Source organism: Streptomyces sp. NPDC029139 (assembly GCF_055564335.1).
This window is the reverse complement of record NZ_JBVHWN010000014.1, coordinates 1-21,153: the sequence shown is the minus strand read 5'-3', so window position 1 is coordinate 21,153 and position 21,153 is coordinate 1. Positions and strand designations below refer to the sequence as shown.

The window sequence follows — 21,153 nt, the reverse complement described above, 5'->3', positions numbered from 1 at the left end:
GGGGGCACCTCCCGTGCCCGGAGGGCTACGGGGGAGGGCGTGCCAGGCGTCGCGGGCCGGGCGGGACTTTCCGGACACGGCCTGGGGCCTGAGCCTGTTGCCGAGGTCCCGCCTCGCCCGCGACGCGACACGCCCTGGGGGCGGCACGACGAAGCGCCCGCGAACCGTTCGCGGGCGCTTCGTCGTGTCCGACCTGCTCAGCGCGGCGCGCCGAACCAGTGCTTCAGCGCCGCCTCGAGACCGCCCGACCCCTCGGCCCAGACGACGTGCCCGTCCGGGCGCAGGAGTACGGAGCCGGTCTCCCCGGCCGCCGGAGCGGCCGCCGTGGCGACCCGGTCCGACCAGCCCGCCGCCGTACGCGAGTGCGCGTCGCCGTCGGCTCCGTCGGCCAGGAGCAGCAGGCCGCGGCCCCCGTGCAGCAGGGGCGCGGCGCCGGGGGCCCGGCCGCCCAGGGCGGGATCGGGTGCGGCGGACCCCGGGGCGCCGAGGGGATAGCGCAGGTCCACGCCGGTCACCAGCTCCACCAGATACCGGTTGACGTCCTCGAACCGGGCGAGGTCCGCGACGAGGGAACGCGCCCCGGCCGCCCGGGCCACCGGGTGCATCAGGGCGAGCTGGGCGTCGAGCGCCAGCCGGGCCCGCTCGCCCTCCGGGTGCCGCTCGGCGTGGTACGTGTCGAGGAGGCCGGGCGGCGCCCAGCCGGCCAGGTCCGCGGCGAGCTTCCAGCCGAGGTTGACCGCGTCCTGCAGGCAGGTGCTCAGCCGCAGACCGCCGAGCGGGTAGAAGGAGTGCGCGGCGTCACCGGCGAGGAACACCCGGCCGGACCGGTAGCGCTCCGCGTTGCCGCTGACGCTGGTGAACCGCTCCGCCCACACCACCTCGCGGGCCGGCAGCCGCTGCCCGGTGAGCTGCTCGACCTCGCCCTGGAGTTCCTCCGCCGTCACCGGCCCCGTCCCCGCGTCCGGCGCGCCCTCGAAGAGCGTGGTGATCACCCGCAGGACTCCGGGTCCCGCGGGAGCGCCCGAGTACACCCCGCCGGAGGCGGTGTAGTGCGCGCCCAGATGGTTGACGGCCAGTTCGGAGAAGTCGGCCTCCACGTCGCCCACGATGCCCGACACCGTCCAGCCGCTGCCGAGGAAGCCGATGCCGGCCAGCGTGCGTACGGTGCTCGCGGCGCCGTCCGCCGCCACCACGTACGCGCCGCGCAGCGTGGACTCGCCGTCGGCGGTGCGCAGCCGCAGGGTCACCGAGTCGGCGGACTGCCGCAGTTCCGTCACCTCGTGGCCGCGCCGGATGTCCACGCCGAGCTCCCGGGCGCGCCGTTCCAGGACCTCCGCCAGCCTGGGCTGCGGCACCAGGAGCCCGCCGCCGACCCGGTGCGGGCCGGTCAGCAGCTCGGGGCGCAGCCAGAGCAGGGAGAAGTGCGCCCCGGGCAGCGGCAGCCCGGACTCGCGGAGCTCGTCGGCGAGACCCCGCTGTTCCAGCAGCCCCATGACGGCCGCGTTGACCGCCTGGCCGGGGGAGTGCGGGTCGGGGGTGTCGCGGCGGTCGACGACGACGACGGGCGCGCCGGCCAGACCGAGCTCGCAGGCGAGCATCAGGCCGGTGGGGCCGGTGCCCACGACGATCACTGGATCGGTCACAGGCTCATCCTTTCCGCAGGAGCGGGATCACGGGGGCGAAGTCGTGCAGGTGGGCGGCGAGGATCATGTACGACGTGAGGCCGTACCGTTCGTGGCTCGCGCGGATCTGGTCGGCGATCTCCCGGTGGGTGCCGATCAGCACGGACGGCAGGTCGAGGAGTTGCGCCGTCGTCAGATGGGGTGCGAGGGCGGGCCGTAGCGCCTCGGCGGCCGCCCGCCGGTCGTCGGTGACCACGACCTTCTTGACCCCGGTGTTCAGCTCGGGGTTTCGGCCGAGCTCCGCCGCCCGGGCGCGCACCGTGGCCACCCGCGCGGCGAAGTCCTCGGGGCCGAGGAGGACGAAGCCTCCTCCCGAGGGCAGTTCGGCGCCGATGAAGCAGACGGTGTCGGCCCGCCGCGCGGCCAGTTCGAGCTCGTCGGGTTCATCGGCGCCGATCATCAGCGGCGGCCGGGGCGACCGCAGTGGGCGTGGCCGGTGCGCGGGGTCGGTCAGCAGCCGGTCCAGTACGTCCACGGTCTCGGCCAGCCGGTCCTGCTTGTCCCGAGCCGTGAGCGAGGCGGTCGCCGCGCTGCCGGTCTGTCCGGCGTGCAGCCCCACCGACAGCCGCCCACCGGTCAGCCGGTCCGTGCCGGCGATCTCCCGGGCGAGCACCTCGGGATCCCAAAGGGCGGTGTTGGTGAGATAGGTGGCGACCTCGATCCGGGTGGTGGCCGCGGCGGCGGCCACCAGGGACGGGAACGGGGCGGTCAGCCCCAGGTGGTCGGTGGTCGCGAAGGTGTCGTAGCCGAGCCGTTCGGCCTCACGGGCGCGTTCCGGCCAGTCGGCGTCAGGGGAGATCTCGCTCGCCCCGAGCCGGAAGACCGGGCCCGGTCCGCCGCTCACGCGCCACCCTCGGCGGGGCCGGCCGCTCCGGTCAGCCGCTCCCGCAGCCGGATCGCCGACAGGGCCAGCCCCAGCACGGTCCGCTGGGGCCCGTACCCGCCGAGTGTCTCGAGCGCCGACCGAAGGCTCCACAGCCGGGACTCGGCCACGTGCGAGGGCGAACCGTGCACATCGTCGTGGATCAGCAGCCGCAGCTCGCGCACATGCCGCTCGAGCAGGAGGCGGTCGCCCGGCGGGATGATCTCGTCGCGTGCGCTCACGGTGTACGACACCGGCACCTCCAGCGCGCCCAACTCCTGTGCTGTCAGCGCCCACTCGGTGAGATCCGTCAGTACGGAATCGGGGGCGCCCCCGGTGAGGTGGGCCAGGGTGTCGACCGTCACGCGCGGGATCCTGGGACGCCAGGCGGCGTCCGTGAAGAAGTCCCCGATCGGGGCGCCGGCGGTCACCACGCCCCGTATCCGCTTGTCGTGCAGGGCGGCCCGGAGCGCCAGGTGCCCGCTGAAGCTCATCATCACGGCGACGGTCCGGTCCACGTCCGCGCGGTCCGCGAGCGCGTCGAGGAGCTCCGGGACCATTCGGTGGCTGTCCGCCGCGTAGAGCTGCTCGTTCTCGCCGACCCCCGGCATCTCGGTGGCGACGACGGCCAGGCCGAGCCGGGACGCCTTGGCCAGGATCGGCCCGAACTGCTCCTTCACACTGACGATGCCGCCGCTCAGCAGCAGCACGGGCGGACGCTCCCCGCCCCGCGCGTCCAGGCCGGCCGCCCAGGCCCGCACCCGGCCGCCGGAGAGATCGAGGTCGAGGCGGCGGATGCCGGAAGCGTCGCCCGAGCGCCAGCGGTCGAAGGAGGCGACCGTGCGCTCCTGGGCGTCCGCGCGGGCCGGGCCGTCGACGAACGGGAACCGGGCGATGTTGAAGTGCCGTCCCGCCTCGACCTCCCGGCCGCGGCGCTCCAGTTCGACACCGGCCTCGGTCCATTCGCGGGCCCACGAACCCGGCTCGCCGTCCTGGTCGTGCCGGATCCGCCGCAACACCTGCCGCAGCCGCTCGCCCGGGATGCCGAGGATGCGGCCGTGCACCTCGACGAACCGCTTGAGTTCCTGGACGTCGTTCATCGCAGCCCCTCCTCGGCCGAGAACCCCTCCAGCGCCTCCTTGACCTCGGTGAGGATGTCCGCCGCCTCCGCGCCGTCGATGACCCGGTGGTCGAAGGTGAGGTTCAGCCGCATGACGGGCGCGACGGTCACCTCGCCGTCCCGGACCACCGGACGCTCCACGATCCGGCCCACGCCGAAGGTGACCGTCGTGCCGCCCACCGAGTGGAAGCCGTCGACCGCCCGGTGACCCAGCGAGGTGACCGCGAAGGTGCCGAAGAAACGGGGGTGGTTGATCAGCGAACGCACCGCCCGGCGGTAGGCCGCGCGCGCCAGCGCCGCGGGCAGCCGGTGCAGCAGCAGCATCGAGGCGAACTCCGGCATGGTCTCCGGATCACCGTCGCGGTAGCGCTCCAGCTCGTGCTGGATCCCCTTCAGATCGGCCCGGTCCAGGTCCGGGAGGACCGCCGAGACGACGACGCGCCGACCGCCGACCCGCTTGTCCAGGGCGACCTTCCCGGAGACCTCGCCGTAGCGGGCGACCTTGGGGCGCAGCCGGCCGCGGATCGCCGCGTTGGCCTCGGGATGGGCGGCGATCACCCGCGCCGCGGAGTGCAGCACGTACGTGACCAGGGACAGCCGGCTGTCGCCGCGATGGGCCTCACGGTGGGCGAGCACCCCGGACATGTCCACCTCGGTGTCCAGGTGGACGGGGGCGAACGGACGTATCTCGTCGAGGAAGAAGAGCGTGTGACGCCGCTCCCGGGCGATGGCTGCGATATGCATCCCGCCAATCTCGGCAGCCGGTCTTAAGCACCTCCTAGCGCGACCTAAAGACGCCTCCCGGGAAGACGGGGACGCACGAAGAGGCCGCGCTCGCTCAGCTCTCCGGAGCCGACGAGGCGCGCGCGTCGGCCCTCCGGGTCCGGGGCGCGTGGTCCCGTCCGGCGCGACCCAGCGGCCCGGCGCGGCCCGGGCAGGGCCGGGACCGGCCCGGCCCTGCCGGGGACCGGGGCGCGCGGGGCGGGGTGTGCCGGCCGTCGCCGGGCGGTATCCACAGGCGTCCTTTAGAGCCGCACAAGACACCGGTTCCAGGCTTGCCGCAGCCCGAATGTCGCCGCTCGCAGGAGATTCCGCATGTCACGTCCCAGCGCGGTGGGCCTCACCACCGGAACCGAGCCGCTGCCCGACTTCCCGCAGCTGCGGCAGTGCCCGTACCAGCCGCCGCCCGGCTACCGCGATCTGCGCGAGGCCGAGGGCCCGGTGGTGCGCGCCCGGCTCTACGACGGCCGCCCCACCTGGGTGGTCCTCGGCCACGCCGTCGCCCGTGAGCTGCTCATCGACCCGCGCCTGTCCTCCGACTGGAGCCGGCCGGACTTCCCCTCGCCGAGCCCACGCCGCAAGGCCATCCAGAAGGCGACGATCCTCGTCGGGATGGACCCGCCGGAGCACTCCGCGTACCGCCGCAGGCTCATCTCCGCCTTCTCCGTGCGGCGCACCCGGGAGCTGACGGAGTCGATCCACCGGCGCGCCGGTGAACTCGTCGACGCCATGCTGGAGCAGGGCCCGCCCGCCGAGATCCTCAGCGGTCTGGCGCTGCCGCTCTCCTCACACACCATCTGCGGCATCCTCGGGGTTCCCTACGGGGACCACGACTACTTCGAGGAGCAGTCGGCGCTGCTCGTGTCGCCCCAGGTCACCGAGGACGACGCGACCCAGGCGCTGATGAACCTGCGCTCGTACCTGACCGGCCTGGTGGAGCGCAAGGAGAAGGAGTCCGAGCCCGGCGACGGCCTCCTCGACACCCTCGTCCACAAGGACCTGGCGGAGGGCTCGCTCTCCCGCGACGACGTGATCCGGCTCGGGATCATCCTGCTGATGGCCGGTCACGAGACCACCGCCAGCATGATCACGCTGAGCACCTTCACCCTGCTGCAGAACCCCGGCCAGCTGGCCGCGTTCCGCGCCGACCCGGCCGGCGCGAGCCTCGCCGTCGAGGAGCTGCTGCGCTACCTCTCCATCGGCGACGTGGCCATGCGGATCGCCGCCGAGGACATCACCGTCGGCGACGTCGCCATCCGCGCCGGCGACAGCGTGATGCTCTCCACCGCCGAGATCAACCGCGACGCGGAGGCGTTCGAGAACGCCGACGAACTGGACCTCGGGCGGGGCGCCCGGCACCACCTCGCGTTCGGGTACGGCGTCCACCAGTGCATCGGACAGAACCTGGCCCGGGCCGAGATGGAGAGCGCCCTCACCCTCCTCTTCTCCCGCATGCCGGAACTGCGTCTGGCCGTTCCCGCCGAAGAGGTGGAGATCAAGCCCGCGCAGAGCGGTGTGCAGGGCATCTACGAACTGCCGGTGACGTGGTGACCCCCGTGCGCATCACCGCCGACACCGACCGCTGCATCGGGGCGGGGCAGTGCGTCCTGACCGCCGCGGACCTCTTCGACCAGGACGAGGACGGGATCGTGGCCCTGCTCACCGACTCCGTCGACAACGAGTCCGACGTGGAGCTGGCCCGGCAGGCCGAGCACCTTTGCCCGGCCGCCGCCCTGAGGATCACGGCCGCCGTCGACGACACCACCGCGGGCTCCACCGCGAACACCATTGAGGGACTGCGGGGCGCATGAGGCCGCGTACACATCGCACCACCACGATCCGGCGCGCCCTGGTCTCGGCGCTGGCGCTCGCCACCGTCGCGACCGGGTGCGGCGCCGGATCCGGCGGAGGGGACGGGCGCGACGGCCGGATCGTGTACGCGGTCGACACCCAGCCGGACTGCCTCGACCCGCAGATCAGCCCCTACGACGTCACGGCCGCCCTCGGCCGCAACATCTTCGACTCGTTGGTCTCCATGGACACCGCGGGCCGCGTCCGCCCCTGGCTCGCGACGTCCTGGCACATCTCCGGCGACGGGCGGACGTACACCTTCCGGCTGCGCGAGGGCGTGCGCTTCCACGACGGCACCGCCTTCGACGCGGCCGCCGTCAAGGCCACCCTCGACCACACGGTCGCGCCGGAGACCAAGTCCCAGTACGCCGCCGGACTGATCTCCATGTACGAGGGCGCGACCGTCGTCGACCCCCGCACCGTGCGCGTGGCACTGTCCCGTCCGTACGCGCCGCTGCTCCAGGTCCTGTCCACCGCCACCTTCGGCATCCAGTCGCCGACCGCCCTGCGCGCGAACCCTGGGCGGACCTGCCTGAGGCCCGTCGGCAGCGGCCCGTTCGTCTTCGCGGGCTGGGCCCGCAACCGGCGCATCGACCTGGACCGCAACCCGCACTACGCCTGGGCGCCCCCGGAGGCGGAGAACCACGGACCCGCGCGCGTCGCCGGGCTCACCGTCGAGTTCATCCCGGAGGCGGCCTCCCGCTTCGGCGCCCTCAGCTCCGGCCAGGTCGACGTGGCCGCGGCCGTACCCCCCAGCCACATCGGCCGGCTGCGGCACGCCGACGGCTTCCGGCTGCTCCGGGCGCCCCAGCCCGGCGCGCCGTACACGCTGCTGCTCAACGTCAACCGGGCGCCGCTCGACGACCGGCGGGTGCGCCGCGCGCTTCAGCGGTCCGTGCGCCTCGACGCGCTCGTGAAGGCGCTGTACTCGGACGCGTACGACCGCGCCTGGAGCACCCTCACGCCCGCGACCGCCGCGTACGCCGGCTCGACCGAGGGCAGTTGGCCCTACGACCCCGAGGAGGCGGCGCGGCTCCTCGACGCGGCCGGCTGGACCGGGCGGGACGAGGACGGCTACCGCACCAAGGGCGGCAAGCGGCTCACCCTGCACTGGCCGTACATGACGAGCCTGATGCGCGATCAGCGGGCGCTGCTCGGCCAGGGCATCCAGGCCGAGGCGAAGCGGGCCGGCATCGAGATCCGGTTCACCGCCCTGGAGCCGGGCGCCTATCTGGAGAAGGCGATCGGCCGCGACGCCGACATCCTCGCCTTCAGCTGGAACCGCGCCGAACCCGACATCATGCGGAGCTACTTCGACTCCGAGCAGACCGGCGACAAGGGTGGCTCCAACGCCTTCGGCGTCAGGGACGCCCTTCTCGACGGCTGGCTCCGCGAGGCCACCGCCACCCGCGACCCCGCACGGCGCGCGGCCCTGTACGCGCGGGCGCAGACGCGGGTGAACGAGGAGGCGCTCGCGCTGCCCGTCTACGCGCCGGCCAGCCTCGTCGGCGCCGCCGACCGGGTGCGCGGGGTCACCTTCGACGTCCAGGCGTATCCCCGCTTCCACGACGCCCGGCTGGAGGACTGATGGGGCTCCCCCTGCGCTGGTTCGCACGCCGACTGCTGCTGGCCGCCATGGTCGTGTTCGGGGCGGCCAACGCCGTCTTCTTCGCCTTCCGGCTGCTGCCCGGCGACCCGGTGCGCAGCGTGCTCGGCTCCACCAACCCGACGCCCGAACTGGTGGAACAGGTCCGTCACGAGCTGGCGCTCGACGAGCCGCTCGCCGTCCAGTACGGGCGCTTCATGCGCCGGCTGCTCACCGGTGACCTCGGCGAGTCCTTCCAGCTCCAGCAGCCCGTCGGCCAGGTCATCGGCGAGCAGCTGTGGCCCACGGTCCAGCTCGCCACCGCCGCGTTCGTCCTCGCCCTGCTGACCGCGGTGACGCTCGCCGTGCTGACCGCGCACCGGCCGCGCGCCCGGCGGATCCTCTCCACCCTCGAACTCGTCGCCGCCTCCACCCCCGCCTTCTGGACCGGCATGCTCCTGCTGGCGCTGCTGTCCTTCCGGCTGAAGTGGTTCCCGGCGATGGGCGGCAGCGGCGCCGTCGGACTGGTCCTGCCGGCCGTCACCCTCGCCGCCGGTCTCGTCGGTGTCTTCTCGCAGGTGCTGCGGGAGGAGATGGAACGCGCCCTGGAGCAGCCGTTCGTGCTCACCGCCCGGGCCCGGGGGAGTGGCGAGACCGCGATCCGGCTGCGCCACGCGCTGCGGCACGGGCTGATCCCGCTCGTCACCCTCGCCGGGTGGGCGGTGGGCGCGCTCTTCGGCGGCGCGGTCGTCGTGGAGAGCGTCTTCAGCCGCCAGGGCCTGGGCCAGGTGACGGCCGGCGCCGTGGCCGGCCGGGACCTGCCCGTGGTGACCGGCGTGGTGCTGGTCTCCGCCGTCGCCTTCGCCCTGATCAACCTCGCGGTGGACGTGCTCTACCGGATCGTCGACCCGCGGATCGACGAGAGGAGCATCGGATGACCGCGTCCGAGACACGCGCGGGGACCGGGCCGGCCGGGGCCGCCGGTCCTGCTGGGTCGGTCGGGGCCGCCGGTCCTGCTGGGTCGGTCGGGGCCGCCGGTCCTGAGGGGCCGGGCGGGCCCGCCGCGACCGCAGCGGCTGTCGGGTCCGACCGGGCGCCCGGCGGCGCCGCCAGGGCCGCCCGTGACTCCGTCTCGGGGGCCGGTTCCGTTCCTGGGACCCGTACCGTACGCGGCGCCCGGCGCCGGCCACGGGTGGGCGTCGCCATGGGCGGGGCCGTCGTCGCCGTCGTCGTCCTGGCCGCCGTGGCGCCGGAACTGCTCGCCACCCACCCACCGGACGTCATCGATCCGGTCAACGCCCTTGCGGGACCTGGCGACGGGCACTGGCTCGGTACCGACCAGCTGGGCCGGGACGTCCTCAGCCGGATCGTGCACGGCTCCCGCACCTCGCTGCTGATCGGCTTCGGCGCCACGGCCTTCGCCGTCGTCGTGGGCTCGCTCCTCGGGGTGTTCGCGGCCGCCGCCGGCCGGGCCGTCGACCAGATCCTGATGCGGGCCACCGACATCCTGCTCGCCTTCCCCGGCCTGATGCTGTCGCTGGTCGTGGTCGCCGTCCTCGGCCCGGGCACCGCCAACGCCACCCTGGCCATCGGCGCGTCCCTGCTGCCCGGCTTCCTGCGGCTCGCCCGGGGCCAGGCGCTGGCCATCCGCGACAGCGACTACGTCCGCGCGGCCGTGGTGATCGGGCGCGGCAGGGGATCCGTCTTCGTACGGCATCTGCTGCCCAACGCCCTGCCGCCGCTCCTGGTCCTCGCCACGGTGAACATCGGCAGCGCCGTCATCGCCGGCTCGACCCTCAGCTTCCTCGGTCTCGGTCCACAACCGCCGTCGCCCGAGTGGGGCGCCATGCTCGCCGAGGGCCGCGACCACCTGGACACCGCGTGGGCCGCCGCCGTCTTCCCCGGCCTGGCCATCACGGTCACGGTCGTCGCGGTCACGGTCGTCGGCCGGGCCCTCCAGCGCAGGATCGACGGAAGGGACGGCCATGGGCGTTGACGAACCCCGCGCCGGGCAGGCGCTCCTCACGGTGGAGGACCTGCGGATCGCGTTCGGCCACGGTCGGCACCGCACCGAGGTCGTCCACGGGGTGGACCTCACCCTACGGGCCGGCGAGTGCCTCGCGGTCGTCGGCGAATCCGGGTCGGGCAAGACGGTCACGGGCCGGACCCTGGCCGGTCTCACCGGCCCCGGGGCCACCGTGAGCGCCCGCCGGCTCGAGTTCGACGGCCGGGACCTCACCGCCCTCGGTGAGCGCGAGTGGCGCCGGATCCGGGGCGCCGAGATCGGCCTGGTGCTCCAGGACGCGCTCGTCTCCCTCGACCCGCTGCGCCGGATCGGCTCCGAGATCGAGGAATCGCTCGCCAATCACGGCATCGGTACGCGCCGTGACCGGCCTGGCCGTGCCGTCGAGCTGCTGCGCGAGGTCGCCGTTCCCGAACCGGAGTGGCGGGCCCGGCAGTTCCCGCACCAGCTCTCGGGTGGGCAGCGGCAGCGGGCGCTGATCGCGTCGGCGATCGCCGCCGGCCCGCGCGTCCTGATCGCCGACGAGCCCACCACGGCCCTCGACATGACCGTCCAGGCGCAGATCCTCGACCTGCTGGCCGCCCGCCGGGACGCGGGAACCGCGCTCCTGCTGATCAGCCACGACCTGGCGGTGGTGGCACGCCTCGCCGACCGCATCGCCGTCATGCACGACGGACGGCTGGTGGAGACCGGCCCGGCCACGCAGCTGCTCGCGGCGCCCGTCCATCCGTACACGCGCCGCCTCCTCGACGCGGTCCCCTCCGCTCGGCGGCCCCGCCGGAACCCGGCGCCGGTCCTCCTCGGGCAGGCCGAACGAGCCGCCGGCCTGCCGTGCGGTGTCCCGAACCCACCGGCACCGGTCCTGGCGAAAGCCCCGGCGGGCTCGGGATCGTCGACGGCCGCTGTGGCCGGCCGGGCTGACGGCGAGGCCACGGAGCGCACGGACCCGGCCACGCGGCCGGCGGGGTCGGCGGTCTCGGCGCGTGCCGCCGAAGCCGGTCCCCCGGCCGGCGCCCCGCTCCCCGGTCGAGGGAACGCCGATGGCGGGGCCGCCCCGGAGGGCGCGGGCGGACACCGTCACATCGAGATCCACCGCGTCGGCCAGTCGCGCCGTGCCGATGGCGAGCACCTCGAACGGCGGCGGCAGCCCGAACACCGCGAGCGCCCCGCCCCCCGCTTGGAGCGCCCGGCGGACCTGTCGCCGGGGGCCGTCGTGCTGCGCGCCGAGGGCCTGGTCAAACGCTTCCGAGGGCCCGGCGGCGGTGTCGACGCGCTGAGCGGGGTGTCCTGCACGCTCCGCGCCGGCGAGACGCTCGGCGTGCTCGGCGAGTCCGGGTCCGGCAAGTCGACGCTCGCTCAGGTCGTGCTCGGGCTCCTGGAGCCGGACGAGGGGACGGTGACCCTGCTCGGGCAGCCCTGGTCCGGCCGGAGCGAGCGGGCCCGTGCCGCGCTGCGGGGGCGGATCCAGCTCGTGCAGCAGGATCCGCTCTCCTCCTTCGACCCGCGGTGGACCGTGGAACGGATCGTGGCGGAGGCCCTCGGGCCCGGCGGACGGCGTGCCGCGCGCGGTCATCGGGACCGGATCGCCGAGCTCCTTGGCCTGGTGGGCCTCGGGCCCGAACTCCTCGACCGCGGTCCGCGCGGACTGTCCGGCGGGCAGCGCCAGCGGGTGGCGATCGCCCGCGCGCTGGCGCCCGAGCCCGACGTCCTCGTCTGCGACGAGCCGGTCTCCGCGCTCGACGTCTCCGTCCAGGCCCAGGTGCTCGACGTGTTCGAGCGGGTACGGGAACGGCTCGGCGTCGCCCTGCTGTTCATCTCGCACGACCTCGGGGTCGTACGCCACGTCAGCGACCACGTCGCGGTGATGCGGGCGGGCCGCATCGTCGAGACCGGTCCGGTGGAGCGGGTCTTCACCCAGCCCGAGCACCCCTGGACGCGGCAGCTCCTCCACGCGCTGCCCCAGCCCGCCCCTTCCTCAACCACCCCGGCCGGGCCTTCGGTGCCCGGCCACGTCTCCTGATGGTGAGTCGCCCCATGAACGACACTGCTGGATTCCGTCTGTCCGTCCTGGACACGGTGCCCGTCTGGAACGGGCTCCCGGCCGCCCGGTCGCTGCGCGAACTGCTGGAGCTGGCACCGGCGGTGGAGCGCCTCGGCTACCACCGCTACTGGCTGGCCGAGCACCACAACATGCCGGCTTTCGGCACCTCGACGCCGCCGGTGCTCATCGGGCAGCTGGCGGGCGTCACCTCGACGCTGCGGATCGGCTCGGGCGGCGTCATGCTCCCCAACCACGTGCCGTTCGTGGTGGCCGAGCAGTTCGCCACCCTCGACGTCTTCCACCCGGGCCGGATCGACCTGGGCATCGGGCGGGCGCCGGGCGGCGAGCCCGCCACCGCCCGGGCGCTGCGGCGCACCGGCGACCCGGCCCACGAGGGCGCCTTCGGGGAGCAGCTGGCCGAGCTGATCGGCTATCTGACGCCGTCCGCCCCGGGCGTCCGTCCGCCGGTCGCCGTCTGTCCGCCGCCCGAACGCCCGCTGCCGGTCTGGCTGCTCGGCACGAGCGCCTCCAGCGCCTCGCTCGCGGCCCGGCTGGGGCTGCCGTACGCGTTCGCCCACCACCTCAACCCGTCCGGTACGGAGGCCGCGGTGGCCCGCTACCGCGAGGAGTTCCGCCCCTCCGAGCGGCTGGAACGGCCCTATGTCGCGGTCTCGGCCCAGGTGGTGGCGGCCGACACGGACGAGGAGGCGGAGTACCAGGCCGGGCCGATCAAGGTGGCGCACGTGGAGGGACGGATCAATCCGCTCACCCTCTTCCGGACCCCGGACCAGGCCGCCGAGTACCAGCTGACCGAGGCCCAGCAGGCTTACTTGGACGGCCATTTCGCGCCGCAGATCGTGGGGGGAGCGGAGACGGTACGCCGGCGCCTGGCCGACTTCCGGGCCCGCACGGGCGCGGACGAGCTGTTGGCGACGGCGCCCGTCTTCGGCCTCGAGGCCAGGGTCCGGACGTTCCGGCTGCTGGCCGAGGCGGTGGAGCGTCCGGCGGTGGATCAGCCGGCGTCGGCCGGCGCGGGAGCCTTGAGCCCCGCCAGCTCGGCGAGCAGCTCGTAGGAGCGTACGCGCTCGTCGTGGTCCTGGACCACGCTGAGCATCATCAGTTCATCGGCGCCGGTGGCCTTGGTGAGTTCGGTGATCCGCTGCCGTACGGTCTCCGGCCCGCCGAAGATCTGAGGGTCGTACATCTGGTCGACCACCGCCCGCTCCTCCGGGGCGAAGGAGAAGCGGGCGGCCTCCTCCGCGGGCGGGAAGTACGGGTTCTGGCCGCGCAGGGACTGGGCGGTGATCATCCGCAGCGGGGCGCTCAGGAGTTCCCCCCGGGCGTCGTCCTCGGCCACCGCGCCGAAGGCGGCGATCATCGCGTACGGCTCGGCGAGGTGTTCGGAGGGCCGGAACTCGGAGCGGTAGGCGTCCAGCGCGGCCAGGGTGCCGTGCGGGGCGAAGTGGTGGGCGTAGGCGAACGGCAGCCCCAGGGCGGCGGCGAGCTGCGCGCTGTACCCGCTGGAGCCGAGCAGCCAGACCGGCACGGTCTGCTCGGTCGCCGGGACGGCCGAGACCGTCGCCCGCCCGGCGGCCGGCCTGGGCGCGCCGCCCGCGGGCGGCGCGAAGTACTGCACCAGCTCCTTGATCTGCGCGGGGAAGTCGGTGCCGCCGAGCGGACCGGCCTGGCGGCGCAGGGCCCTGGCCGTGAGCGGGTCGGTGCCGGGGGCCCGGCCGATGCCGAGGTCGACCCGGTCGGGGTGCAGGGCGGCCAGCGTGCCGAACTGCTCGGCCACCACGAGCGGCGGGTGGTTGGGCAGCATGACGCCGCCGGCACCGACGCGCAGACGCGTGGTGGCGGCGGCGATCTGCCCGGCGAGGATCGCCGGCGACGAGGTCGACAGCGACGGCATGTTGTGGTGCTCGGCCAGCCAGAAGCGGTGGTAGCCGAGCCGGTCCACCGCGCGTGCCAGACGGATGGTGTTGCGCAGGGACACGGTCGCCGTCGACCCCCGCCACACCGGCGCGGTGTCCAGGACGGACAGGCTGATACCCAGTTCAGTGGTCATGGCAGGAGAATATGGGGACTGTCCCCACTTTTCAATACGCCCTGGGCAGCGCCTGTTTCATGGCTTGTTTCAGGCTGCCGTGGACAGCAGCACGGCACCGGAGTCCAGGAGGATCGCCTGGTGCAGCTCGTGCAACTGCCGGCAGGGGCTGATCCCCAGCTCCCGGTCGAGCGCCGAACGCACCGAGTGGTACGCCTGCAGAGCGTCCGCCCGGCGGTCGGAGCGGTACAGCGCGAGCATCAGCTGGCGGTGGAAGGCCTCGATCAGCGGGTGCTTGGCCACCAGCGCGTACAGCGGCCCCACCAGCTCCCGGTGTCTGCCCAGCGCGAGATCGGCCTCGTTGCGCATCTCGACGCACTCGAGCCGGGTCTCCTCCGCCCAGGTGGCGAACTCGTCGACGATCGCGCCGCCCCGCAGCTCGCCCAGGACCGTCCCGCGCCACAGCGACAGCGCCTGGCCGCACAGCGCCGAGACCTCGGCGTGCCGGCCCGCCCGGGCCGCCGCCCGGCCCTGCTGGGCCAGCCGCTGGAAGTCGTGCGCGTCCAGGGTGCTGTCGCCCAGCTCCAGCACGTAGCCCGGGAACCGGGTCACGATGGGACTTCTGCCGCGGTCCGCCCGCTTCAGCAGTTTGCGCAGCTGGGATATGTACACGTGCAGCGTGGCCGTGGCCCGGCGCGGGGGTTCGTCGCGCCAGATCTCGCCGCACAGCTGGTCGGTGGAGATGACGTCCTCGGCACGGACCAGCATGGCCGCGAGAAGGCATTCCACCTTCGGAGCGCTGATGGCGAAAACATCATCGCCGTCAGTCATGCGCAGGCTGCCCAAGATTTCGAATCGCATGTCTTGATGACCTTCCGGAGATCGCATGGACCGACAGCGCTCAGCGCGACACCGAGCCGTAGCGACCGTCGAGATAGACGAGTGGACGCGCCGGGTCTCCCGCGAGCGCGTGGACCGGCTGCGCGATCACCACGGTGTGATCGCCTGCGGGCAGGTCGTACACCTTGCGGCAGACCAGCGCCGCCGGCACTCCGTCGAGGAGCGGCACGCCGTGCGGGCCGGCCGTCCAGCGGGTCGGGGGCGCGAACCGGTCGGCCCCGCTGCGTGCGAAGGTCGTGGCCAGTTCCTGCTGGTGGTGGCCGAGCAGATGCACCGCCACGTACTCCGCGGCGCAGACCGTGGCCCACGACGAGGCGCGCCGGCCCACCCCGAAGGACACGAGGGGAGGAGCGGACGAGACGGAGCTGAGTGAGGTCGCGGTGAATCCGACGGGCCCTCCCTCGCCCATCGCCGTGACGATCGCCACGCCGGCCGGATGTGTCCGGAAGACGCCGCGGAACGCGTCCTCGGTGATCGGCCCGTCGTCCACCGCACCGCCGATCGGACACGTGGCGGACGCGGACCAGACATGATGACGGGCGATCCCACCTTGACTCACTGCGACCCCCTGAAGGTACGGAAACCGGGGCCGGTCGGACCCTCGGTGTTCATTGCTGTGCCTTCAGGCTCACAGAAGGATCACGTACGGGCATCAGTGGAAATACGTACGGCCATCAAACGAGCCAATTCCGCCCGTGACCCGATCTCCAATTTGCGGTAGATGCGCGAGAGATGGACCTCCACCGTGCGCGGACTCAGCCGCAGCGCCTCCGCGATCTCCCGCGTCCGCCGGCCCGTCCCGGCCACCCGGGCGACCTCACGCTCGCGCTCGGTCAGCACCTCCAGACCCGTCACGGCCGGGATCGGCGCGGGCAGCAGCGCGTGGCACCCCCGGCCCAGCGAGTTCTCCAGCGGCGTGTCGGGGCTCAGCCGGGCCAGCAGCAGGACGTCCCACTGCTCGGCCAGCTCCTGCGCGGACGCCCACAGCTCCGCGGCCAGCTCCGGACGGCTGCTGTTGCTCGCCGCCCGGGCCGCCCGGATCCGGGCCGTCAGCCGGTGCAGTCGCAGCTGCGCGGTGTCGAAGGCGCGCTCCGCCTCCTGGTACAGCGTCACCGCCGCGTCCCAGTCGGCCTGTTCGGTGAGCACGTGCCCCCGGGACAGCAGCGCGTACGCCCGGTTGTGCGGCAGACGCAGGGCCTGCGCCGCACCGGCCGTGCGGTCGGCCCACATCGTGGTGCTGCCGGTGGCGCCGGAGAGCGAGGCCAGGGTGAGCAGTTCGAAGCCCCGGGGACGCTGCGCGGGATCCAGGTCGTCGAGGTCGGTCCCGCCGAGTTCCAGGAGCAGGCTCACACAGCGGTCGGGGCTGCCCTGCATCAGCAGCGCCTCGCTGAGCGTGAGGACGGCGGCGCCGTGCCAGCGGCCGAACGAGCGGCGCAGGGTGTGCACCGCCTGCTCGGTGAGCGCCGAGGCCCGGCTGCTGCCCGGCGGATCGGCGTACGTCACGCACAGCGCCTCCTGGGCGAGGGTCAGGGACCGCAACTGCTGCGCCCCCAGATAGCCGGAGAGCTCCGCCGCCTCGGCCGCGGACCGGCGGGCACTCTCGAGCCGGCCCTGCCGCAGCTGGGCCTCGGCGAGTCCGCTCAGCAGCACGGGCAGCATCGCGTTGTGCGAGCAGTCCCGGACCACCGTGGTGCCGCGCTCGTAGAACGATTCCGCCTCGCGCGGGCGGCCGAGCGCCATGGCGCACCAGCCGAGCAGCGCCAGGTACTCGGTGTGGTAGTACACCTCGGTGTGCGAGAGCTCGTCCATCTGGCGCACGGCGGCGTCGTAGGAGGCAAGGCACTGCTCGGTGCGGCCGGCGGCGAGTTCGCCCAGAGCGTGCAGCGCCATGGCCCCGGCCAGGGTGGTGCGCCGGCCGCCGGCCCGGGCCAGGACCAGGGCCTGGGCCGCCACCTTGGGCAGGTCGTCGTCGCCCCGGAGCGAGGAGACGATTCCCTGGTAGATCGTGAGCTGCGCCAGCAGGTCGTTGTCGGCCTCCATCCTCCGCAGGGTGCCGAGCTCGGCGGTCACCAGCTCCGCCGCCTCGCTGAACCGCCCGTGCAGGCACTCGACTATCACGCAGAGCCGCACCGCCGCCCGGTGCGCCTCGCCGGGCCCCAGCGCCGAACCCTGCGTCAGCTGCATGCGCAGGGAGGCGTCGTCGGCCAGGTAGTTCGCCGCCCGCAGCGCCCGTGCCAGCGGCGGAATCAGGCCGAGGAGCCGGCCGGTGGCCTGCTCGGCGGCGGGCAGCCCGTGCAGCGCTGTGAGCAGCCAGCGCACGGCGTCGTACGGGGAGCTCTGCTCCGTCTCCTGGCCCGCCCGGGCCAGGGTCTCCAGGTCCTCCGGGGTGAAGGAACTGGTCGACAGTTCGATGTGCACGGCCCGCTCGGAGGCCGACGCGGCCCGGCGGTTGAGCACGGTCAGCGCCCTGCGGTGGGCCTGCGATCGCCAGCAGCGGTCGGCCTGGTCGTGCAGCACGCGGCGCAGAATCGGGTGCCGGAAGCCCAGCTGCGTGGCGGAGCGGCGCAACGGCCGCATCACGTCCAGCTGGATGAGCGCGTTGACGACCGCGCAGGTCTCGTCGACGGGCAGCTCGGAGACGGCCGACAGCTCGTCCCGGCTGAACCGGTCGCCGAGCACCGCAGCCGACTCGGCCACCAGTCGTTCCGCCGGGTCGAGCGCGGAGAGCTCGGCCGCCAGCGGCGCCAGCCGCCCGCTGAGCAGATCGGTCGTCAGACCCGGGCCCAGCGGTGCCGAATCCCCCTGGGCCAGCAGGTACAACGGATTGCCGCAGCTCTCCTGGAGGAGGGAGGGGAGCCAGCTGGTCTCGGGGCGCACACCGAGCAGGCGGGCCGCCTGCTCGAGATTGAGCGGCTGGAGCTCGATCCGGTTCACGCGGTCCTGCTCGGCGCCCTGGGCGAGGGTGCTGAGCAAGGAGGGCGCCGCCTGCCGCGGCCGGTGCGCGATGACGAGCAGGACCGGCGCCCGGAACGTCCAGCGGGCCAGGTGGTCGGCGAGCTCCAGGGACTGGGGGTCGGCCCAGTGGAAGTCGTCCAGGACGAGCAGCAGTCCACCGTCAGCGGCCTGGTTGAGCAGCGCGTGGACGGCCTGGGAGAGCTGGAGCGGCGGGAGCTCGGCGCCCCGTCCGCCCAGCCGGGCGCAGAGCCCGGCCCGCAGCAGCTCGGCGTGGTCGGGCGAGAGCGCGGTCAACCGCTCCGCCGTCATCAGGCCGTTCAGCGCGCGGGTGAAGACATGCAAAGGATCATGTTGTTCGGACGGGTAGCAGCGGCCGTCGAGGGTCACGACCCCTCGGGCGCGCGCGGCGGAGGTCAGCTGGGTGAGCAGCCGGCTCTTGCCCGCACCGGGTTCGCCGAGAACCTCGACGATGCCACCCCGGCCGTTCTGAAGATCCTGCAGCGCCCCCAGCAGCAGTAACGATTCCTTGCAGCGTACCGATGACGTGTGCGACGAACTTTCCGTGACGAGTGACTTGTTCACGATGACGGTCCCTTCCCCCTCGAGTCGACATCTTGTGTTCCACCCTGATGATCACTTAACCACGATGGTACGAGTGGCTTGTTACGGTGGTCTGAACCACAAAGTACTTTGCGTTAGGGATGCGTAAGGGACAACGAACGAACCCTGGCCGGCAGGTGCCGACCAGGGCTTCGCTGTGGGTGTCATGAGGGGCGCTAGGGGGCGGTGACCTCGCGCGCGGGGCTCGTGCCGTGCTCCGGAACCGGCTCTGCGCCGGCCTCGTCACCGCCGCCGCCCATCGGGACGGTGCGCATGATCAGCGTCAGCAGGATGGTCAGCGCGGTGAAGCCGGCGCCCCAGGCGAACGCGGTGGTGACGCCCTCGGTGAGGACGAAGTCCGCCGCGCCCTTGGCGTCGAGGCCGGAAGGGACCTCGTCCGCCGCGCCCCGGCTCGCCGCGCCGAAGACGGTGACCATGATGGCCAGACCGAGCGCGCCGCCGATCTGCTGCATCACGTTGAGCAGGCCGGACGCGGCGCCGGTCTCCTCCGGTGCGATGCCGGACATCAGGATGGTGGTGACGCCGACGAGCAGGGTGCCCATGCCCAGACCGGCGACGAGCATCGGCCCGAGCAGCGCGGAGACGTACTCGGCCTCCGGCGTGATCTGGGCGAACCAGATGAGGCCGACGCTGATGGCGGCGGCGCCGACGGCGGTCAGCACGCGCGGGCCGACCTTGGGCAGCGCCTTGGCGGCGATGCTGGACGTGGCGAGGATCAGCACGGCCAGCGGCACGAACGCCAGGCCGGCCTGGATCGGGGTGAAGCCCCGGACCTCCTGGAGGAACTGTGTCAGGAAGAAGAACATCGCGTTGCCGGCCGCCATGACGAACAGCAGCGAGAGGTAGCCGGTCGCGCGGTTGCGGTCGGCGAACAGCCGCAGCGGGGTGATCGGCTGCTTGGCGTGGGTCTCGATGAAGACGAAGAGCGCGAGCAGGACGATCGCGAGGGCGAAGGAGCCGAGGGTCAGGGTGTCGCTCCAGCCGCTCTCGGCGGCCCGGATGAAGCCGTAGACCAGCGCGGTCATTCCGACGGTCGAGGTCAGGGCGCCGCCGAGGTCGAAGCGGGCGGGCTTGCGCTCGGTCTCGTGGATGAACATCGGGGCCGCGATCAGCAGCGCGACGCCGATCGGCACGTTGATGAAGAGCACCCAGCGCCAGGAGAGCCAGTCCGTCAGCAGACCGCCGCCGATCAGGCCGATGGCGGCGCCGGAGCCCGAGACCGCGGCGTAGAGGCCGAGGGCGCGGGCCCGGGACTTGTCGTCGGTGAAGTGGGTGGCGATCAGGGCGAGGACGGTGGGCGCCGCGATGGCGGCGCCGACGCCCTGCAGGGCGCGGGCGGCGAGCAGCATCCCGGCCGAGTTGGCGAGGCCGCCGAGCAGGGAGGCGAGGGTGAACACCGTGACGCCGATGAGCATGCCCCGGCGGTGTCCGAGCACGTCTCCGGCGCGGCCGCCGAGCAGCAGCAGTCCGCCGAAGGTGAGCAGGTAGGAGCTGAGGACCCAGGAGAGCCCGGTCGGGGTGAAGTCGAGCGCCTCCTTGAGGTCGGGGAGGGCGATGTTCACCACGTTCACGTCGAGGATGAGCATCGTCTGGAGGGCGAGGACGATGACGAGCACCATGCCGGGGCGGCGGTTCGCCGCGCCGTCCTCGGCGGGCGGGCTCTGGCCCGCGGTGCTCGTGACGGTCTCTTCACTCATGATTCGGCATCTCCTCGAAAAGCTAAACGGGGACGTTCCACGGTTCTCTTACCGGGAAGATACAGGGACCGTCCCCGTTTAGCAATCGGTGGCGTGCGCGCGTCAGTTGACGCCCAGTTCGCGGTCGATGAAGTCGAAGATCTCGTCGTCGGACGCCGAGGTCAGGGACACCGCCTCGGACTCCGTCTCCGCGCCCTCCGACTCCAGCCTCAGCAGCAGGTCGCGCACCCGGCCCGTCAGCCGGCCCCGGCCCGCGTCGCCCGAACCCAGCGACACCAGCCGGGCCTCGACCCGGTCCAGATCCGCCAGCACCGAGGCGACCGGGTCCTCCTCCGCCGGGGCCAGCGCCGTCAGCAGATGCCGGGCCAGCGCGAGCGGCGTCGGATGGTCGAAGACCAGGGTGCTCGGCAGCCGCAGCCCGAACCTGGCGTTGAGGCGGTTGCGGAGCTCCACCGAGGTGAGCGAGTCGAAGCCCAGGTCCTTGAAGGGCCGTTCGGTGCCGACCCCGCCCGCGTCCGTGTGACCGAGCACCGTCGCCACATGCCCGCGTACCAGCCCGAGAAGCAGATCGAGCCGCTCCGGACCGGCCAGCGCCGCCAGGCGCTCCCGCACCCCGGCGCCGCCGTCCGCCGCCCCGCCCGGAGCGCCGCCCGCGGCCCGCCGTACCGTCCGGCTCTCGCCGACCAGCTCGCCGAAGAGCGCCGGCAGGGAGCCCGCCCGGGCCCGCGCGCGGAGCGCCGCCGGGTCGAGACCGACCCCGACGGCCAGCGGCTGACGGCCCGCCAGTGCCGCGTCGAAGAGCGCGAGCCCCTCGGCGTTGTCCAGCGGCAGGATGCCGTCCCGCGCCATCCGGGCCAGATCCGCCTCCCCGAGCTTCTCCGTCAGCGAGCTGCGCTCGTCCCAGAGTCCCCAGGCGAGGGAGGTGGCGGGTTGGCCTTGGGTGTGGCGGTGGTGGGCGAGGGCGTCGAGGAAGGTGTTGGCGGCGGCGT

Annotated in this window: 17 protein-coding genes and 1 pseudogene; 8 read left to right on the top strand and 10 right to left on the bottom strand. The window is 73.6% G+C overall.

Annotated elements, in window-relative coordinates; translation table 11 throughout:
• Positions 1-197: 197 nt before the first annotated feature.
• Genes ACZ4VW_RS26400 through ACZ4VW_RS26385 form a run of 4 tightly spaced genes read right to left on the bottom strand, consistent with a single transcriptional unit; the run spans position 198 to position 4,408 of the window.
• Positions 198-1,643 carry an FAD-dependent monooxygenase gene (locus ACZ4VW_RS26400; protein ID WP_467966538.1) on the bottom strand — a complete coding sequence of 482 codons (1,446 nt, stop codon included), beginning with the start codon at positions 1,641-1,643 and terminating at the stop codon, positions 198-200.
• Positions 1,644-1,647: 4 nt separating this feature from the next.
• Positions 1,648-2,526, bottom strand: a complete 879-nt coding sequence (locus tag ACZ4VW_RS26395; RefSeq protein WP_467966536.1) for a TIGR03621 family F420-dependent LLM class oxidoreductase — start codon at positions 2,524-2,526, stop codon at positions 1,648-1,650.
• A complete protein-coding gene (locus ACZ4VW_RS26390) occupies positions 2,523-3,644 on the bottom strand; it encodes an alpha/beta hydrolase (RefSeq protein ID WP_467966534.1) in 1,122 nt (373 codons plus the stop codon). The genes ACZ4VW_RS26395 and ACZ4VW_RS26390 overlap by 4 nt, the downstream gene beginning before the upstream one ends.
• Positions 3,641-4,408, bottom strand: a complete 768-nt coding sequence (locus tag ACZ4VW_RS26385) for a 2-oxo acid dehydrogenase subunit E2 (RefSeq protein WP_467966532.1) — start codon at positions 4,406-4,408, stop codon at positions 3,641-3,643. The genes ACZ4VW_RS26390 and ACZ4VW_RS26385 overlap by 4 nt, the downstream gene beginning before the upstream one ends.
• Positions 4,409-4,759: 351 nt before the next feature.
• Here ACZ4VW_RS26385 and ACZ4VW_RS26380 point away from each other — a divergent pair, with 351 nt between their 5' ends.
• The 8 genes and pseudogenes from ACZ4VW_RS26380 to ACZ4VW_RS26345 all read left to right on the top strand — a co-directional run bounded on the left by ACZ4VW_RS26380 (position 4,760) and on the right by ACZ4VW_RS26345 (position 13,017).
• Positions 4,760-5,995: a cytochrome P450 gene (locus tag ACZ4VW_RS26380; RefSeq protein ID WP_467966530.1), complete on the top strand. Its 1,236-nt coding sequence runs from the start codon at positions 4,760-4,762 to the stop codon at positions 5,993-5,995.
• 5 nt (positions 5,996-6,000) lie between these two features.
• Positions 6,001-6,255 carry a ferredoxin gene (locus tag ACZ4VW_RS26375; protein ID WP_467966528.1) on the top strand — a complete coding sequence of 85 codons (255 nt, stop codon included), beginning with the start codon at positions 6,001-6,003 and terminating at the stop codon, positions 6,253-6,255.
• Entirely contained in the window at positions 6,252-7,883 is a 1,632-nt protein-coding gene (locus tag ACZ4VW_RS26370) for an ABC transporter substrate-binding protein (protein ID WP_467966526.1), read from the top strand. Before ACZ4VW_RS26375 ends, ACZ4VW_RS26370 begins: the two co-directional genes overlap by 4 nt.
• Positions 7,883-8,818 carry an ABC transporter permease gene (locus tag ACZ4VW_RS26365; RefSeq protein ID WP_467966524.1) on the top strand — a complete coding sequence of 312 codons (936 nt, stop codon included), beginning with the start codon at positions 7,883-7,885 and terminating at the stop codon, positions 8,816-8,818. Before ACZ4VW_RS26370 ends, ACZ4VW_RS26365 begins: the two co-directional genes overlap by 1 nt.
• Positions 8,819-9,084: 266 nt before the next feature.
• The gene (locus tag ACZ4VW_RS26360) at positions 9,085-9,876 is read left to right on the top strand and encodes an ABC transporter permease (protein WP_467966522.1); all 792 of its coding nucleotides are present in this window, start codon (positions 9,085-9,087) and stop codon (positions 9,874-9,876) included.
• Positions 9,866-10,654, top strand: a pseudogene (locus ACZ4VW_RS26355) (ABC transporter ATP-binding protein); the annotation flags it as partial. The gene ACZ4VW_RS26360 and the pseudogene ACZ4VW_RS26355, both read left to right, overlap by 11 nt.
• Positions 10,655-11,116: 462 nt before the next feature.
• On the top strand, positions 11,117-11,923 hold the full coding sequence (locus ACZ4VW_RS26350) for an ABC transporter ATP-binding protein (RefSeq protein WP_467966808.1): 807 nt from the start codon (positions 11,117-11,119) through the stop codon (positions 11,921-11,923).
• 14 nt (positions 11,924-11,937) lie between these two features.
• On the top strand, positions 11,938-13,017 hold the full coding sequence (locus tag ACZ4VW_RS26345) for an LLM class flavin-dependent oxidoreductase (protein WP_467966520.1): 1,080 nt from the start codon (positions 11,938-11,940) through the stop codon (positions 13,015-13,017).
• Here ACZ4VW_RS26345 and ACZ4VW_RS26340 read toward each other — a convergent pair.
• The 6 genes from ACZ4VW_RS26340 to ACZ4VW_RS26315 form a co-directional block, all read right to left on the bottom strand.
• The gene (locus ACZ4VW_RS26340; RefSeq protein ID WP_467966518.1) at positions 12,957-14,012 is read right to left on the bottom strand and encodes an LLM class flavin-dependent oxidoreductase; all 1,056 of its coding nucleotides are present in this window, start codon (positions 14,010-14,012) and stop codon (positions 12,957-12,959) included. The two genes, ACZ4VW_RS26345 and ACZ4VW_RS26340, sit on opposite strands and share 61 nt — an antisense overlap.
• 69 nt (positions 14,013-14,081) lie before the next feature.
• Positions 14,082-14,852, bottom strand: coding sequence for an AfsR/SARP family transcriptional regulator (locus ACZ4VW_RS26335; protein ID WP_467966516.1), 771 nt, complete (start codon positions 14,850-14,852; stop codon positions 14,082-14,084).
• A 40-nt stretch (positions 14,853-14,892) separates the two neighbouring features.
• Positions 14,893-15,393, bottom strand: a complete 501-nt coding sequence (locus ACZ4VW_RS26330) for a flavin reductase family protein (protein WP_467966806.1) — start codon at positions 15,391-15,393, stop codon at positions 14,893-14,895.
• Between the two features lie 137 nt (positions 15,394-15,530).
• Positions 15,531-18,428, bottom strand: a complete 2,898-nt coding sequence (locus ACZ4VW_RS26325; RefSeq protein WP_467966514.1) for a helix-turn-helix transcriptional regulator — start codon at positions 18,426-18,428, stop codon at positions 15,531-15,533.
• Positions 18,429-18,622: 194 nt separating this feature from the next.
• Positions 18,623-20,164, bottom strand: coding sequence for an MFS transporter (locus ACZ4VW_RS26320; RefSeq protein ID WP_467966512.1), 1,542 nt, complete (start codon positions 20,162-20,164; stop codon positions 18,623-18,625).
• A gap of 102 nt (positions 20,165-20,266) precedes the next feature.
• The coding region (locus ACZ4VW_RS26315; RefSeq protein WP_467966510.1) for an acyl carrier protein at positions 20,267-21,153 on the bottom strand (887 nt) is incomplete at its 5' end.